At 32.9% G+C, this 13,857-nt stretch carries 17 protein-coding genes; 6 read left to right on the top strand and 11 right to left on the bottom strand.

Features of this window, described 5'->3' with window-relative positions; translation table 11 throughout:
- Nucleotides 1-14: 14 nt before the first annotated feature.
- Genes ACP5QL_RS06570 through ACP5QL_RS06555 form a run of 4 tightly spaced genes read right to left on the bottom strand, consistent with a single transcriptional unit; the run spans nt 15 to nt 3,881 of the window.
- Nucleotides 15-1,325 carry a DUF3887 domain-containing protein gene (locus tag ACP5QL_RS06570; protein ID WP_012582879.1) on the bottom strand — a complete coding sequence of 437 codons (1,311 nt, stop codon included), beginning with the start codon at nt 1,323-1,325 and terminating at the stop codon, nt 15-17.
- A gap of 21 nt (nt 1,326-1,346) precedes the next feature.
- The gene (locus ACP5QL_RS06565) at nt 1,347-2,117 is read right to left on the bottom strand and encodes a hypothetical protein (RefSeq protein ID WP_012582878.1); all 771 of its coding nucleotides are present in this window, start codon (nt 2,115-2,117) and stop codon (nt 1,347-1,349) included.
- Nucleotides 2,118-2,133: 16 nt separating this feature from the next.
- A complete protein-coding gene (locus tag ACP5QL_RS06560) occupies nt 2,134-3,129 on the bottom strand; it encodes a hypothetical protein (protein ID WP_428126270.1) in 996 nt (331 codons plus the stop codon).
- A 44-nt stretch (nt 3,130-3,173) separates the two neighbouring features.
- Nucleotides 3,174-3,881 (bottom strand): SDR family NAD(P)-dependent oxidoreductase, encoded by a 708-nt coding sequence (locus tag ACP5QL_RS06555; RefSeq protein ID WP_012582876.1) that lies wholly within the window; start codon nt 3,879-3,881, stop codon nt 3,174-3,176.
- Between the two features lie 442 nt (nt 3,882-4,323).
- On the opposite strand from ACP5QL_RS06555, the gene phoU reads away from it, so the two are divergent.
- Nucleotides 4,324-4,980 carry a phosphate signaling complex protein PhoU gene (phoU, locus tag ACP5QL_RS06550; protein ID WP_012582863.1) on the top strand — a complete coding sequence of 219 codons (657 nt, stop codon included), beginning with the start codon at nt 4,324-4,326 and terminating at the stop codon, nt 4,978-4,980.
- On the opposite strand, the gene pstB is transcribed toward phoU, so the two are convergent.
- Genes pstB through ACP5QL_RS06515 form a run of 7 tightly spaced genes read right to left on the bottom strand, consistent with a single transcriptional unit; the run spans nt 4,981 to nt 12,316 of the window.
- A complete protein-coding gene (gene pstB, locus ACP5QL_RS06545; protein WP_012582862.1) occupies nt 4,981-5,739 on the bottom strand; it encodes a phosphate ABC transporter ATP-binding protein PstB in 759 nt (252 codons plus the stop codon).
- Nucleotides 5,740-5,759: 20 nt separating this feature from the next.
- Nucleotides 5,760-6,590 (bottom strand): phosphate ABC transporter permease PstA, encoded by an 831-nt coding sequence (gene pstA / locus ACP5QL_RS06540; protein WP_012582861.1) that lies wholly within the window; start codon nt 6,588-6,590, stop codon nt 5,760-5,762.
- Nucleotides 6,587-7,495, bottom strand: coding sequence for a phosphate ABC transporter permease subunit PstC (gene pstC / locus ACP5QL_RS06535; RefSeq protein WP_012582860.1), 909 nt, complete (start codon nt 7,493-7,495; stop codon nt 6,587-6,589). The genes pstA and pstC overlap by 4 nt, the downstream gene beginning before the upstream one ends.
- 53 nt (nt 7,496-7,548) lie before the next feature.
- Nucleotides 7,549-8,817 carry a M28 family metallopeptidase gene (locus ACP5QL_RS06530; RefSeq protein WP_273334508.1) on the bottom strand — a complete coding sequence of 423 codons (1,269 nt, stop codon included), beginning with the start codon at nt 8,815-8,817 and terminating at the stop codon, nt 7,549-7,551.
- On the bottom strand, nt 8,814-10,361 hold the full coding sequence (locus tag ACP5QL_RS06525; protein ID WP_012582858.1) for an MBL fold metallo-hydrolase RNA specificity domain-containing protein: 1,548 nt from the start codon (nt 10,359-10,361) through the stop codon (nt 8,814-8,816). The genes ACP5QL_RS06530 and ACP5QL_RS06525 overlap by 4 nt, the downstream gene beginning before the upstream one ends.
- A 16-nt stretch (nt 10,362-10,377) precedes the next feature.
- Nucleotides 10,378-11,151 carry a 4Fe-4S binding protein gene (locus tag ACP5QL_RS06520; RefSeq protein WP_012582857.1) on the bottom strand — a complete coding sequence of 258 codons (774 nt, stop codon included), beginning with the start codon at nt 11,149-11,151 and terminating at the stop codon, nt 10,378-10,380.
- A 43-nt stretch (nt 11,152-11,194) separates the two neighbouring features.
- A complete protein-coding gene (locus ACP5QL_RS06515) occupies nt 11,195-12,316 on the bottom strand; it encodes a hypothetical protein (protein ID WP_012582856.1) in 1,122 nt (373 codons plus the stop codon).
- Between the two features lie 114 nt (nt 12,317-12,430).
- Between ACP5QL_RS06515 and ACP5QL_RS06510 the strand changes: the two genes are divergently transcribed.
- From ACP5QL_RS06510 to ACP5QL_RS06490, 5 genes are read left to right on the top strand one after another with little or no spacing between them, the layout of a single operon-like run.
- Entirely contained in the window at nt 12,431-12,652 is a 222-nt protein-coding gene (locus ACP5QL_RS06510; protein WP_012582855.1) for a DUF1659 domain-containing protein, read from the top strand.
- A gap of 35 nt (nt 12,653-12,687) precedes the next feature.
- A complete protein-coding gene (locus ACP5QL_RS06505; RefSeq protein ID WP_012582854.1) occupies nt 12,688-12,918 on the top strand; it encodes a DUF2922 domain-containing protein in 231 nt (76 codons plus the stop codon).
- Between the two features lie 56 nt (nt 12,919-12,974).
- On the top strand, nt 12,975-13,205 hold the full coding sequence (locus tag ACP5QL_RS06500) for a hypothetical protein (protein WP_012582853.1): 231 nt from the start codon (nt 12,975-12,977) through the stop codon (nt 13,203-13,205).
- Nucleotides 13,198-13,530, top strand: a complete 333-nt coding sequence (locus tag ACP5QL_RS06495) for a YcbK family protein (RefSeq protein WP_272996270.1) — start codon at nt 13,198-13,200, stop codon at nt 13,528-13,530. Before ACP5QL_RS06500 ends, ACP5QL_RS06495 begins: the two co-directional genes overlap by 8 nt.
- 2 nt (nt 13,531-13,532) lie before the next feature.
- Nucleotides 13,533-13,691: a YvrJ family protein gene (locus ACP5QL_RS06490; protein ID WP_012582851.1), complete on the top strand. Its 159-nt coding sequence runs from the start codon at nt 13,533-13,535 to the stop codon at nt 13,689-13,691.
- The last annotated feature ends 166 nt before the right edge of the window (nt 13,692-13,857 follow it).

Below are 13,857 nucleotides of genomic sequence, written 5' to 3'. Positions count from 1 at the left end.
GTAATTTCCTCCCCCTAAAATGATTTTATCCAATTGGCAATATCTTTTATCACATACTCAGGAATATGGCTTTCCACATAATACTCTTGAGGAATGCTTTTTTCCTCTCCTTCCATAAATAGATGATTTAGCTTAGGATAGGTTTTTAAAGTAATTCTCTCAAAAGGAGAAAGCTTGCTCCACCCTTCAAAATCTTTTAAAGTTACTTGATAATCCCTTTCTCCCTGAAGAATTAATGCAGGAATCTCTAAGCTTGAAAGGGTAAGAACAGGATCATAACTTTTAAGATCTGCCCAATATTTTACAGGCGCTCCAAGAATCATAAAACTTAGTGGATATTTCTTAGAAACATCTGGATCTTTGATTTTTTGAATTTCACCTTTTATAATCTCAAGTTGAGCCTTCTCTTTTTCATCAATAGTTCCATCAATACCAAAGAGATACTCTGTTTGAGCAAGAATTAAGTCTTCAAGAGATCTTGTAGGACCTGCCATTATTATTAATCCTGTCACATCTTTGGTGTAAGTTGCAATTCTTGGAGCAAGCATTCCTCCAAGACTATGCCCCAAGATAAATATCTTGTTACTATCAATCTCTTCTTGAGTTTTCAAAAATTCTATAACAAAAAGTACATCCTCTATTACCTCTTCCCAAACTGTAAACCCATCTTTATATTCACTAAATTTTTCTGGGTAAATCTTTGTTCTTTTATCATACCTTAAGGTTGCTATACCTAAGGTTCCAAGTCCCCAAGCAATATCCCTAAAAGGCTTATTGGGCCCTATGGTTTCATCCATATCATTGGGTCCACTCCCATGGACTAAAATAACTACTGGAAAAGGACCTTTTCCCTTCGGAATTACCAGTTTTCCAGGAAGAGAAAATTCTTTTCCAATCTTAATGTCTTTTTCTACAAAAGAATTAACATCTACATAAGATGGAGGAGTATAGGACTTGCGAGGAGGCGCAGGCTGGAAAAACATACCCACTATTTTTTTATTAGCAAAAACAAGCCTTATATCCACATCCATAAGATTAAACTCGCAAGTAACAAAAACTATTCTATATACTCCTGATCCTTCCGTCCTATATCCTAATATGCTCCTAAAATCCCCCACTTGTTTTTCAAGGGATTTCCATAATTCTTCCAATTTTTCAACAGAAATCATAGATTTTACAGAAGGGTCGAAAAAATCTCTTGCCTCTTCATACCTACCACTTACAAGAAGATAGATAAATTTTTCTGAAATTGCCTTCTCATCTTCCTGAGCATAAATGATGGTGAAAAGCAAAACCATTAAAAAAATTATTAAAATCTTTCTCATTTTATCCCCCTCTTTTAATAATCATTTAGAAATATGGAGCAAACTCTCTCTTACAATAGAATAAGCAAGAAGTAAGAAAGAAGCAAGATAAAATATATCCGCCCAATTGGAGATTCCATAATCTCTAAAAATATAGACAAATAAAATATCTGCAATGGTAGTCAAAGAAACAGCAAGAATAAAGTAAGAATAGTTTTTTGCGACCTTCCCACCCCAAAGTTTTACTATTAACATAAAGGCAAGAATTATGAGGATAAAATCTCCTACAATATAAAATATATTTAAGATTTTACTTAAAATTGTCATTTCTTGAGACCTTAACACGGGAATTAAAATACCTTGCACCAAAAGGACAAGAAATATTAGAGAAATTAAAAGAATTAAAAACTTCTCTGAAACATCAAACTCAAGCCTCAAAAGCCTTATAAAATAAATAAGAAAGACAAAAGCAAATACATAAAAAAGCATATAGAAAATATCAGATATTCCAGGAAAAGGTGCTTCCTCCCCTTTAAATATGGCATAAAAATTCCATATGGAGTCTGCAATAAAAAGCAGCACCAAGCTTAAAACAACAAAAAGCCAACCCAGCCATCCACGCCATACTCTCCCAATTTTTGAAAAATAATAAATAGCAATAATTAAGGAAAGGATTTCTGCTATCTGGTAAAAGAGAGGATATAGAGATTCATTTTTTAAAAGTTTACCCTCTATAGACAAAAAGATTAAAAAAGGAACCATAAAAAGAATAAGAAAGAAAATGGAAATCCTTCTTTCTAAACTCATACTCATAATACTTCCCCTCCCCCTAAAATTCAATATTTTCTGGATTTATTCTATCAAGAAGTTCTATTATTTTCTTATCATTTTTATATTCCTCAATAAACTTTTTATATCCCTGAATGTACTTTTGATGTACAAATTCCTCTCCCCAAAGATCTGAAAGCTCTCTATTTATTCTCCTTATAACCTCCACGATTTCTCCTTCAACTTCCTCATAACTTCCCATTATCTCTTTTTTAATAACAAATTTGTTCTCTAAACACACTAATGAACTACATAAAATATTGAGTCCATCCAAAATTTTATTAGTATTCTTAATATACATACCATGACTTTCATAATATCTCATAATAAAATTGACATACTCTAAAAGTTTTTCTACCCATTTGGTTATTTCCTCTTCAATGAAAGAAAATTTTAAGGAAGGAATATTTAACTTATGAAATTCCCCACAAGATATTTGATAAAAACTAATAAAAGAATCACTTTTATTAAACAACTCAGAAAGAAAACTTATATCCTCTTTAATAATTCCATCCTTTTCCGAATAATATCCTTTAAACTTTCCATCATAAAAAAGAAAATGAACTTTATCTTCAGAATTTTCAATCAAAATATGAGAAATGCTATTTTCTTTTTTACTATCCTCAATTAACCTTTCAGGAATAAATAGATAACTTTCTTCACGAAAAATATTAGGAGTTGAAAAGTACAAAATTAATAAAGGAGGTATTAATTCCTTATCATAAGAAAAGAGAGATAAAAATCCGTTCCTTGCCAAATAATCATTTACAAATATCTCTATTGCATTACTATCTTCAGCCAATATCTCCCCATTTCTTTCCGTAAAAGCCTTAGGAATTATGCCATCATAAACAAGAACTTGAGTATTAACATTTGACACTTCTTCTACCAATACACCATTAAACCTTTCAAGCCTAAACCAGGATATAAGCTCTTTTAGGTTTATAAGGTAGACTGGTGTCCTTTTATAAATTTCCTGCCCCAAAGGAAATTTCATAAAAAATATCCCCTTCCCCTACTTAATTTAATACATTTACAAAATTAAAAGTTTATCTCTTTGCCATCTTTAAAAAATTTTCCTGTTATTTCAAAAGGTAAAGTCACTACAGCGAGAGCGCCCTTTGCAGAATCTTCAGGCAATCCAGGAGCATTCGGTCCTCCTAAGTCTGTCTTTACCCATCCTGGATCAAAAGCATTCACCGCTACTTTATCCTTAAGCTCATTAGCAAGAATAACGGTAAAACCATTCAAGGCAAACTTACTTAACCTATAACTTGCAATGTCATATTTTTTCCTTATATCATCAAAAGTGCCAGCTCCAGAACTTGTATTAATAATCCTTGGCTCTTTCCCTTTAAGTAAGAAGGGAATTAATGCCTTTACAAGTTTATAAGGAGCATAAAGGTTGACCCCCATAGTTTTTTCAAAAATTTCATCACTTTCCTCCAAAAATCCACCATAAGATAGCATAACTCCTGCATTGTTAAACAATATGTCCAAAGCATTCCACTTTTTTTCTACCTTTTCTACTATCTTTGATGTAAAATTCTCATCCTCCAAATCAGCAACTACCCCTTCAAAATCTCCAATCTCTTTTAAAAATTTCTCTGCTTCTTTTAACCTTTTCTCATCCTTTCCTACACCAATTATACTTGCTCCCTCTTTAAGGAATAATTTACATATTTCAAAACCAACACCCCTTGATGCCCCTGTAATAACCATTCTTCTTCCAGTAAGAATCCCCGCCATATTTTATCCTCCTAATGTCCCTAATTTTTTATTATACCACCTGACCTTTCTCTGTAAAGCTCCCAGCTTATCTCTCCTCTGAAATATATCCTCTCACAAAAATATTAGTGGAAATATTAATTTCCCCTTTAACCTTATGATGAAATACATCTTCTTATTCGTAAGGAATTTCATTAGCTCTCAATAGGAAGGAGTAAAGATGTGTTGAGAACAGGTAAGGCTCTACCTCCTATAGGAATTGCAAAAGTTTAATTGGACATCAATAAAGTTCCATTTATGATTATGAAGGTAAATTATGATGTTATCTGTGCTAAATAAATTCTTCCACAAGAAGGCATCCTTTTTTAATACTGATTACAGGGGTCAACAATCTACATCTTGTTGCTTAGGGGTAAAATTTTTTGTTATAATTTTTAAATGCTTTAAAAAAGGAGGGAAAGTTTTGCTAAGGCAGAGTTTTATAGAAGAGCTTAAAAAGTTAGAGAATTCATTATTAGAAATGGGGAATGTGGTAAAACAAATGCTTGAAAATAGCAAAACTGCGCTTTTAGAAAGAGATGAAGAATTAGCAAAGAAAGTAATTGAAATGGATGATATAGTAGATAAATATAATTGGGATATTGAGGATAAATGTTTAAAGCTTCTTGCCCTTCAACAGCCTATGGCTCATGATCTAAGAGTAATTGCTGCTGCCATGAAGATCATAAGTGATATTGAAAGAATGGGAGATTATTGTGTTGATATAGCGAAATTTACCATAGAACTCATAAAAATGCCTTCTCTTCCCATTAATGAAGCCTTAATAAAAATGTTTGAGCTTGTGGAAAAGATTCTTTGCGATTCCCTTGAAGCCTTTGTAAATAGGGATGTAAACTTCATAATAAGTGTAGTTGAGCAAGATGATGCCATAGATAGAACTTATTATAAAATTTATGACGAAATTGTAGAAGAAATAGAACACGCTCCTGAAACTGCCCCGCAGCAAATAAGACTACTTATGATTGCAAGATTCTTAGAAAGAGTTGCCGACCACGTAACCAACGTAGCTGAAAGAATATATTACATGGAGACGGGAGAATTAAAAGAACTCCACGAATAATTAGCCAAACTTTCCTGTAATGTAATCTTCAGTCAGCTTCTGCTTAGGATTAGTAAATATCTGAGGGGTTGGACCTACTTCAATTAACTCCCCCATATACATAAAGGCAGTATAATCAGAAACTCTTGCTGCCTGTTGCATATTGTGAGTAACAATGATTATAGTTATATGTTCTTTTAACTCCTTTATAGTTTCCTCAATTCGGTAAGTAGAAATGGGATCAAGAGCTGATGTAGGCTCATCCATAAGAAGTACCTCTGGTTTTACTGCAAGAGCTCTTGCAATACAAACTCTCTGTTGTTGACCACCAGAAAGGGCAGAAGGATAATCCTTAAGCCTGTTTTTAACCTCATCCCAAATTCCTGCCAGCTTTAAACTCTCCTCTACTATTTTATCCAATTCTTCCTTGGGCAATTTTTTATTATTAAGAATATATCCAGCAATCACATTATCATAAAGGTTCATATGATTAAAAAGATTAGGTCTTTGAAAGACCATTCCAATTCTTCTTCTCACCATAACAGGATCCACATTTTTATTATATATGTTTAGATCATCTAAAAATATTTTTCCCTCCACCCTTGCCCCTGGACTTAATTCATGAAGCCTATTAAAACATCTCAAAAGGGTAGTCTTTCCACATCCTGAGGGTCCAATTATAGCAGTAATTTGTCTCTCTTTTATAGAAAGACTAATATCCTTTAAAACCCTCATATTTCCAAACCAGGCATTGAGATTTTCAACCCTTATTTTATCCAACTTCTATTCCTCCCTTAAATCTATTTCTTCCTTCCTCCATAAAACCTTGCAATAATATTTAACACTAACACAATAAATACTAAAACAAGAGCAGATGCATATGCCATATGTCTCCAATCATCATAAGGAGATGTGGCATAGTTAAAAATAGTCACTGTAAGACTTCCTATAGGCTTTGTTAAACTTACACTCCAGTAAACATTATTAAGAGAAGTGAAAAGTAAAGGTGCAGTCTCGCCCATAGCCCTAGCTATAGCTATCATTATACCTGTAATAATTCCACTTGAGGCAGAAGGAATTACCACCTTTAAAATAGTTCTCCATTTAGGAACACCAAGAGCATAAGCAGCTTCCCTTAAAGATATTGGAACCATTTTTATAGATTCGTCGGCAGCTTTTGCAACAATAGGTAACATAATGATTGATAAGGCTATTCCACCAGCAAGAGCCGAGAAAGATTTCATAGGAACTACCACTACAAGATACACAAAAACACCAATAATAATGGTAGGAAAGCTTGTTAAAACCTCCGCAAGAAATTTAGTCCACCAAGCAAGTCTTCCCGCTCCATATTCATTTACATAGACTCCTACCATTATTCCAAGAGGAATACCAATAATACTTGCAAGTAAGGTAAGAATAAAAGTTCCTAAAAGGGCATTACCGATTCCTCCTCCAGGAACTCCAGGTGGTTTGGGAAGCTCCAAAAACATTCTAAAGTTAATATACCTTACACCCTTCAAAAATATATCTCCAAGAATCCAAAAAAGAAAAAAAGCTCCTATAAAAAAGGTTAAGATACTTATAAATAACATTATTTTGTTTATAGCTTTTCTCTTTTTATAACTCATCTTCTCTCAGTCCTCTTAAGAATATAATACCTAGCAAAACCCATAACTAAAAAAGTAATCAAAAAGAGTATGAGGGCAAGTTCCATAAGAACAGAAATCTTTAGTTTTCCTGTTGCTTCAGCAAATTCATTTATGATAACACTGGTTATGGTAACTCCTGGAGAAAATAAAGATATAGCTATATCATAAAAATTACCTATAACCATTGTAACCGCTACTGCTTCCCCAAGAGCCCTCCCAAGACCTAATATCCCCGCTGCAAAAACTCCTGACCTTGCATTACCAAGAACTACCCTCCAAATTACTTCCCATTTTGTCATTCCTAAGGCATAACCTGCTTCTCTCTGATCCTTTGGAACTGCCATTAAAATCTCCCTGGAAAGAGAAGAGATTGTAGGAATTATCATTATAGAAAGAACCAAACTTGCAGTTAAATATCCAACTCCAATAGGATAACCTTGAAAAAAGGGCAAAAATCCTAAAATCTTCTGCAAGAAAGGGCCAACCTTAAGCTGAATCAAAGGGGCAAGAGAGAAAAGTCCCCACATTCCATATATAAGGCTTGGAATCGCCCCTAAAAGTTCAATAATAAAAGAAAGAGGTCTCTGCAAAAGAGGAGGAGAAAGCTCAGAGATAAAAATTGCAATTCCTATACTCAAAGGAAAAGCAATCAAAAGAGCAAGGAAAGAAGTAACAAGGGTTCCGTAAATAGCGGGAAGGGCACCGTATTTTTCAGCCACAGGATCCCATACTTTCTCAATTAAAAATTTAATTCCAAATTTCTCAATACTAGGAAAGGAATAGATAAGAAGTTCTATAAACAGAAAGACTACAAGCGCAATTAAGATCAAGCTTGACAAAATAGCTATTATTTTAAATATTATATCCCCAAAATTTCTCCTCATATATCCTATTCACTATTTTATCCTATTATAATTTTACTTTTTAAAATTTAAAACTAATTTAAAGAATTATGGGACAGAATATCAAGAATCTCAAAAAAGGTATTTATAGTAAAAGAGAGCATATTTTTTGAAATTTTGTCAACAGTGTCGGTTTTTTTATGAAGATCTGGAATATCTTCATTTTTATCTATGGCTATGAAAAATAAAAATGGCTTCTCATACAAATGAAAGGCATATTGATCCGATTCATTAAGATAATACTCCCTTACGAAATACAGATTATTGTTAGTAAACCTAAGATTACTTACTAATTTACTTGCATAAGTATTATAACTTATAATAAGATTTTCGCCTTTTCCTACACAATCAAAATTTATATTTAACACTATATTATCCATAGGAATAGGAGGATAATCTACAAAATACTCCGAGCCAAGAAGACCTTTCTCCTCCCCATTGGTTACTAAAAATAAAAGATTATAGGGAGAAAAATTACCTCTTTCCCAGATCTCCTTAGCTATCTCTAAAAGTACCCCAACTCCCGATGCATTATCATTTGCCCCAGGAAAATAGCTACCATCATAGTCTTCCCCCACATGATCCACGTGAGCAGTGATAACTATAGTTTTTTCAGTTTTTGTCAAAGAAGGGATAAAAAAGTACAAATTAAATGCTTTTGCCATCTCTTTTTTATACTTAATTCTATAATAAGCTTTAAGTCTTCCTTCACTATGCATATAATTTGATATCTCATCAAAAACTTCAGGAGTTATATAAATTACAGGCAAATCTTCCTTAAGAAAAAACATAGACTTTTGTAGTATAATCTCAGCCCTATCCTCGGGAAGTCCAAGAATTACTCCCTTTGCTCCATAGGCATGAGCCAAAAGAATATACTTGTCTGCATATCTATCCTTAACAAAATAAAAGGTACCTTTTATATCCTTTAAATTATTCTTTATCTCTGCCTCTAAGTCGTAGCTTCCTGAAAATCTATCCCTAAAATCTTTTCTATAAATATACTTTTTCAAAACTTTTCCCTTACCCTTTAAAACTAATTCAGGGGCTCCATCATAATAAAAAACCTCTACAGGAAATTCTTGATAAAAAACATCTTTCAAACCTAACTTCTTCAATTCTCCCTCAATAAACTTCAAAGCTCTTAAGTTCTCAAAAGTTCCTGCCTGCCTTCCTTTATACTCTACTCCAGAAAGCTCCCTTATAACCATTAGAGCATAGTCTCCCCTAACATCTGATCTTATCGAAGAAAGTAGTAATAGTAAGATGACTAAAAAAGCAATTAGTTTACTAATTTTTCTCATAAATTTTTACTCCTATCACTTACCTCTTTTAAAAGATGAAGAGCAGATTTTAATAAAGAATAATTCTCTAAATCTTGAAGAATAGGAGAAGCTTTAAGCTGAGTTATATAAGAACTAAGCTCATCAAGTAAAGATTCTATATCAAAAGAAGGAGCAACTTTAGGCGCTATAATCTCTTTCTTTTCCAGATCTAAACTCTGGGTATAAGATGGGACAATGGTTTTCCTCCCTTTTAATTGCAATAGCTGACTTAAGGCTTGAGAGGCTTGAGGTTCTCCATGAACTATTAAAAATATAGGATCATTTTTAAAATATTCTGTCCACTTTATAAGATCCTTTTGATCGGCATGAGCAGAAAAACCATTTATAGTATGAATTTTTGCTCTAACAGTAATTTCTTCTCCCATCACATGAACCACTTTTTCTCCATCCACAATCCTTCTTCCTAAGGTTCCTTGTGCTTGATAGCCCACAAATATGACATGAGTATTTTCCTTCCACAAATTATGTTTTAGATGGTGCAAAATTCTTCCTCCAGTACACATTCCAGACCCTGCAATAATAATCCCTGTATCAAGCTCATTTATACTTTTTGACTCATCAGGAGTTGTCAAATATCTTAAATTTTTTAGTTCAAAGGGATTTATTCCTTCAAGAAAATACTTTTGTATTTCTCCTGAAAGAAGATTGCTATGCTTTTCATAAACCGCTGTAACTTTCTTGCCCATAGGACTGTCAAAAAATATGGGAATTTTAGAAAAAAAAGGATATTTATAGGAAAGGAGCATAAGCTCATACATAACCCTTTGAGCCCTATCTACCACAAAGGATGGTATAAGAATTTTACCCTGAGAATTTATTGCATCAAGCACTACCTTTTCAAATTCTGCTCGAGTCTCCTCTAAAGTCTTGTGCAATCTATCTCCATAGGTAGACTCTATAACTACATAATCAGCATCCTCAATAATAGAGGGCCGTCCTTCCATTACATTATTTTGAGGACCTATATCTCCTGAAAAAACAATTTTTGTATCATTACTCCAAAGCTCTAAAGAGGAAGCTCCCAATATGTGAGCCGAATCTCTAAACCTTATTTTTATATCAGAAAGATCTACCATTTCATCATAGGGGACTGGCTCAAAAAGTTTCATTGCCATCTCTACTTCCTTTTCGGTATAAAGGGGTTCTACAAGAGGCTTTCCTGATCTTAAATTTTTCCTATTTATCCTTTCTGTTTCTTCCTTCATTAACTTTACAGTATCAAGCCAAAGAATCTCACAAAGCTCTATAGTAGGGTAAGTAGCATAAATTCTACCTTTAAAGCCTTCTTTAACTAGCTTAGGAATCCTTCCTGAGTGATCCAAATGGGCATGAGTTAGAATAACTGCTTTTATTTCCGTAGGGTCAAATAAAAATGGATTTTCATTTTCTTTTTCTGACCTCCCTTGAAAAATACCACAATCCACAAGATATTTAAAATTATTTTCCAAAAGATAGCATGATCCAGTAACCTCCCCTGCAGCCCCATAAAAGGTAATTCTCATAAAATCTCACCTTCTTTTATCTAATTTTCAATTTAACCTGTCCACAGGAGAAACACTCATGACATCTTATACAATGAGGAGAATTTGGATCCTTATACACTTCAATATTTATAGGACACTTAGGCTTACAAAGGCTACATTCCGGACAGGTTGGTTTCACCTCAAGATGATAAAAAGAAATCTTATTAAATACAGAAAGAATCGTTCCAAGAGGACATACAAACCTGCAGAAAGGTCTTGAGATAAATATACTAGAGATAATAAAACCTATGAGGATAAGGATTTTAATCCCAAAAAGAAATCCGATTAAACTTCTTAAAGGAGGATGAAGAAGTATTTGAGGAATACCTGCCTCAAGGGTTCCAGCAGGACATAGTTTACAAAACCAAGGCTCCAGGGTTATATAGGGAATAATTATCACTAAAATTATAAAAATGCTCCATCTTATAAAAGTAGCAAATTTATTCTCAATTGCAAGCTTTTTTGTGGGAATTTTATAAAGAAGATCCTGAATAAATCCAAAAGGACATATCCATCCACAGAAAAATCTTCCTAAAAGAATGCCAGCAAGAAATAAAACTCCTAAGGTAAAAAAGGGAAATTTATGAAGAACAATAAAATGCTGCAAAGTACCAATAGGACATGCAAAATTTGCCAAAGGACAAGAATAACAATTAAAAACTGGCACAGGAATATACTTGCCCCAAGGCGCTAAAAAATAGGAATTAACAACAATTAAGCTTATGGTTTGCCATAAACTTCTTAAGCTAAAAAATCGCCTCCTTTTCATGAGAAAAATTATAACTCATGATTAGGAAAAAATGAACATCGCTTTATCGCAAATTTCTAATACTACATGTATAATTTAAAACTGCACTTTTACCTGGTTCCACTTCTACATAAAACCTAAAATTGTTTTTATCTATCTTCTCATATCTAAAATTACTACTCTTTATTTCTATCTCGTCTCCTGAAATATACTCCCAAACCTCTACTAAAACTTTTTCCTTCTTAGCATTTTTTATAATGATAGAAACAGATCTTTCAGTAATTTCATATTTACCCTCTATCCTCTTTTTCTCCTCAAGGATCCTTCTTTCAGAAGTAAGATCAAAATCCTGTCCCTGAACAACCTCTATCTTTTCTCCCTCCGATACATCAGAAATATTGGCGCTACCTAAGAAGACAACTCTGCCATTTTCCATAGTAAAAATATTCACTTTTCCTGAGGGAATTGGAATTCCAAGCCCTTTTTCTTTTTTATTCTCAATATTCCAGAGGATATAGACATTTTTCATATTCCCCATATATCCTAACACATATCTTTTAATAGGGTCCTCTACTACCGTATCAATAAGAGGAATTAGCTTTATAGCACCCCGAGATATACTCCACTCACCAGGAATCTCAAAAAGTTTATAACCCTCAATAGATTCTACCTCTGGTAACGAAGGTGTAGCTTCAGCTAAAAGAGGAGACATTTTTGAAACACCATACGAATCTCTTTCCATACTTAAACTTCCTAAAAGAAGAGCCATTTTAACCTTTTGAAAGTTCATATCTGATGAATTTTGTATAATTACCTCGGTAAAAAATCTTATCTTATTTCCATCAATCAAAAACATATGATTGGAGCTCCACTTAATATTGGGAACTATAATATAAATTTTTAAAATGTCTTTAGTGTCCTCTTTTGCTTCAATCCAAACCCCTAAGGAGGGATAAACAATCTCTCTTATAGTATTTCCAAAAGTGGAAAGAACAAATAAATTATTATAAGAGACGCTACCTCCAACTTCTTCAAGAGAAACAAAGTTTAATCCCTTTTTTAACTCCACTTCTTTATCAAAAGAAAAAACACCTATATTTTGTTGATAAACCACAAGAGAAGTTTGGGAAAAAACAGTGGTAATAATAAAAATCAAAAAAATTAAAATAAAAAGCTTATATTTCATCTTTTCTACCCCCCTAAAATTTTTAACCTCATTATATCACATAAAAATTTTCCTTTTTGTCACCCACCCCATGGATTTATTTATTGGAGATCAAAAAGAAAGGAGGTGAAAAAAATGCCAGTACAATCTTTACCTTACAATTCTCGTCTCATCTTAAGAGTGCAGATTGGGGTTCAATCTGGAAATCCAGTATTAAGAAACAGAAGTTTTAACAATATAAAGCCCGATGCTACTGATGAAGCAGTATATACTGTTGCTCAAGTTTTAGGAAGTTTACAAAAGTATCCTGTAGTAAAAGTAGTAAGAACCAATGACGAAGAGATTATAGAAGCCTAATTCTTTAAAAGATTAACCTAAAAGGAGGTGAAAAAATGGCAACCTATAGTTCAAGAAGATACATAAGAATGATCTTTAAAGACAGCGGTGGAAGCAATTTTACTATAAGAGTTCCAGAACCTAAGGACAATATAACGGAGCAAGAAATATTAAATGCTATGGATATTATTATAAGCCAAAATATATTCCAAGGAAGATCAGGAGACTTGGTAGAAAAAGTTGATGCAAGAGTAATAGAGACCAATATAAGTGATTATTATGACTAATAAAAAATAAAACTTGGGGCGGAGAGAATCCGCCCCATTAAAAGGGAGGAAAAACCATGTTAGAGAGCATTATTAAAAAGGTACAATTCAAATTTAGTTTCCTCTACCAAGCTTTTCCTGCCTACACTTGTAAAATCTGTGGTAAAAAGAAAAATTTCATATTTTTCATAGACGAAAATCCAATATGTCCAGAATGCTTTCCTACTTTTTTAGAAAAGCAATTTCTTCCCCTTCTCATATCAAAGATTATTTTAAGCATGGAACATAGGGAGGATAAAAATGCTTAGGATAAATGAGATAAAAGTATCCAAAAACTTTTATTTGAAGGATTTTGAATGTCCATGTTGTAATAAAGTAATGCTTCATCCCACTCTTTTGGAAAATTTGGAAAAATTAATTGCCAGTGGGCTAAAAATAAAAATTACTAGCGGATATAGATGTGAGAAGCATAACAAGGAAGTTAGAGGAGTTCCAAATTCAAAACATATGAAAGGAATGGCATGTGATATAACCTGCAATGATATTGAAAAAGCCTACGAAATGGCGCAAAAACTTGGATTTTCTTATGTAAAGATCGATAAATTAAAAAAGTATATCCATATGGAGGTGTAAAAATGACTGACATCACTCAACTTATAAGTAATTTAGGATTTCCCATTGTGGTTTCCTTGATCCTTCTTATAAGAATAGAAACAAGACTTGAAAATCTTACAAAAGCAATAAATGAATTGTCTCAAGCAATACTTAATCTCTCAGGAAAAACTTCTTCCTAACTTTATAATCTACCAGCTGAGGCATAAACTCCTCTCAGCTGGTAGGCTTTAAATTTGTTACATAATACCATTCAACAAAAACATTATTTTATCTAAACTTTTTAAGATCGACAGAAATTGTAACAAAAAATCAAAGCAAATTTTTAAAGAAAAACCTCATTATTAC

It is taken from the genome of Dictyoglomus sp. (genome assembly GCF_049968615.1).
Lineage (GTDB): Bacteria > Dictyoglomota > Dictyoglomia > Dictyoglomales > Dictyoglomaceae > Dictyoglomus > Dictyoglomus turgidum.
This window is presented reverse-complemented; position numbering and strand designations above follow the sequence as displayed.

Bases quoted from the DNA above. Each gene is read 5' to 3' on its own strand.
- ACP5QL_RS06570 (WP_012582879.1), bottom strand. From the start codon at position 1,325: ATGAGAAAGATTTTAATAATTTTTTTAATGGTTTTGCTTTTCACCATC.
- ACP5QL_RS06565 (WP_012582878.1), bottom strand. From the start codon at position 2,117: ATGAGTATGAGTTTAGAAAGAAGGATTTCCATTTTCTTTCTTATTCTT.
- ACP5QL_RS06560 (WP_428126270.1), bottom strand. From the start codon at position 3,129: ATGAAATTTCCTTTGGGGCAGGAAATTTATAAAAGGACACCAGTCTAC.
- ACP5QL_RS06555 (WP_012582876.1), bottom strand. From the start codon at position 3,881: ATGGCGGGGATTCTTACTGGAAGAAGAATGGTTATTACAGGGGCATCA.
- pstA (WP_012582861.1), bottom strand. From the start codon at position 6,590: ATGAGTTATAAAAAGAGAAAAGCTATAAACAAAATAATGTTATTTATA.
- pstC (WP_012582860.1), bottom strand. From the start codon at position 7,495: ATGAGGAGAAATTTTGGGGATATAATATTTAAAATAATAGCTATTTTG.
- ACP5QL_RS06530 (WP_273334508.1), bottom strand. From the start codon at position 8,817: ATGAGAAAAATTAGTAAACTAATTGCTTTTTTAGTCATCTTACTATTA.
- ACP5QL_RS06525 (WP_012582858.1), bottom strand. From the start codon at position 10,361: ATGAGAATTACCTTTTATGGGGCTGCAGGGGAGGTTACTGGATCATGC.
- ACP5QL_RS06520 (WP_012582857.1), bottom strand. From the start codon at position 11,151: ATGAAAAGGAGGCGATTTTTTAGCTTAAGAAGTTTATGGCAAACCATA.
- ACP5QL_RS06515 (WP_012582856.1), bottom strand. From the start codon at position 12,316: ATGAAATATAAGCTTTTTATTTTAATTTTTTTGATTTTTATTATTACC.
- ACP5QL_RS06510 (WP_012582855.1), top strand. From the start codon at position 12,431: ATGCCAGTACAATCTTTACCTTACAATTCTCGTCTCATCTTAAGAGTG.
- ACP5QL_RS06505 (WP_012582854.1), top strand. From the start codon at position 12,688: ATGGCAACCTATAGTTCAAGAAGATACATAAGAATGATCTTTAAAGAC.
- ACP5QL_RS06500 (WP_012582853.1), top strand. From the start codon at position 12,975: ATGTTAGAGAGCATTATTAAAAAGGTACAATTCAAATTTAGTTTCCTC.
- ACP5QL_RS06495 (WP_272996270.1), top strand. From the start codon at position 13,198: ATGCTTAGGATAAATGAGATAAAAGTATCCAAAAACTTTTATTTGAAG.
- ACP5QL_RS06490 (WP_012582851.1), top strand. From the start codon at position 13,533: ATGACTGACATCACTCAACTTATAAGTAATTTAGGATTTCCCATTGTG.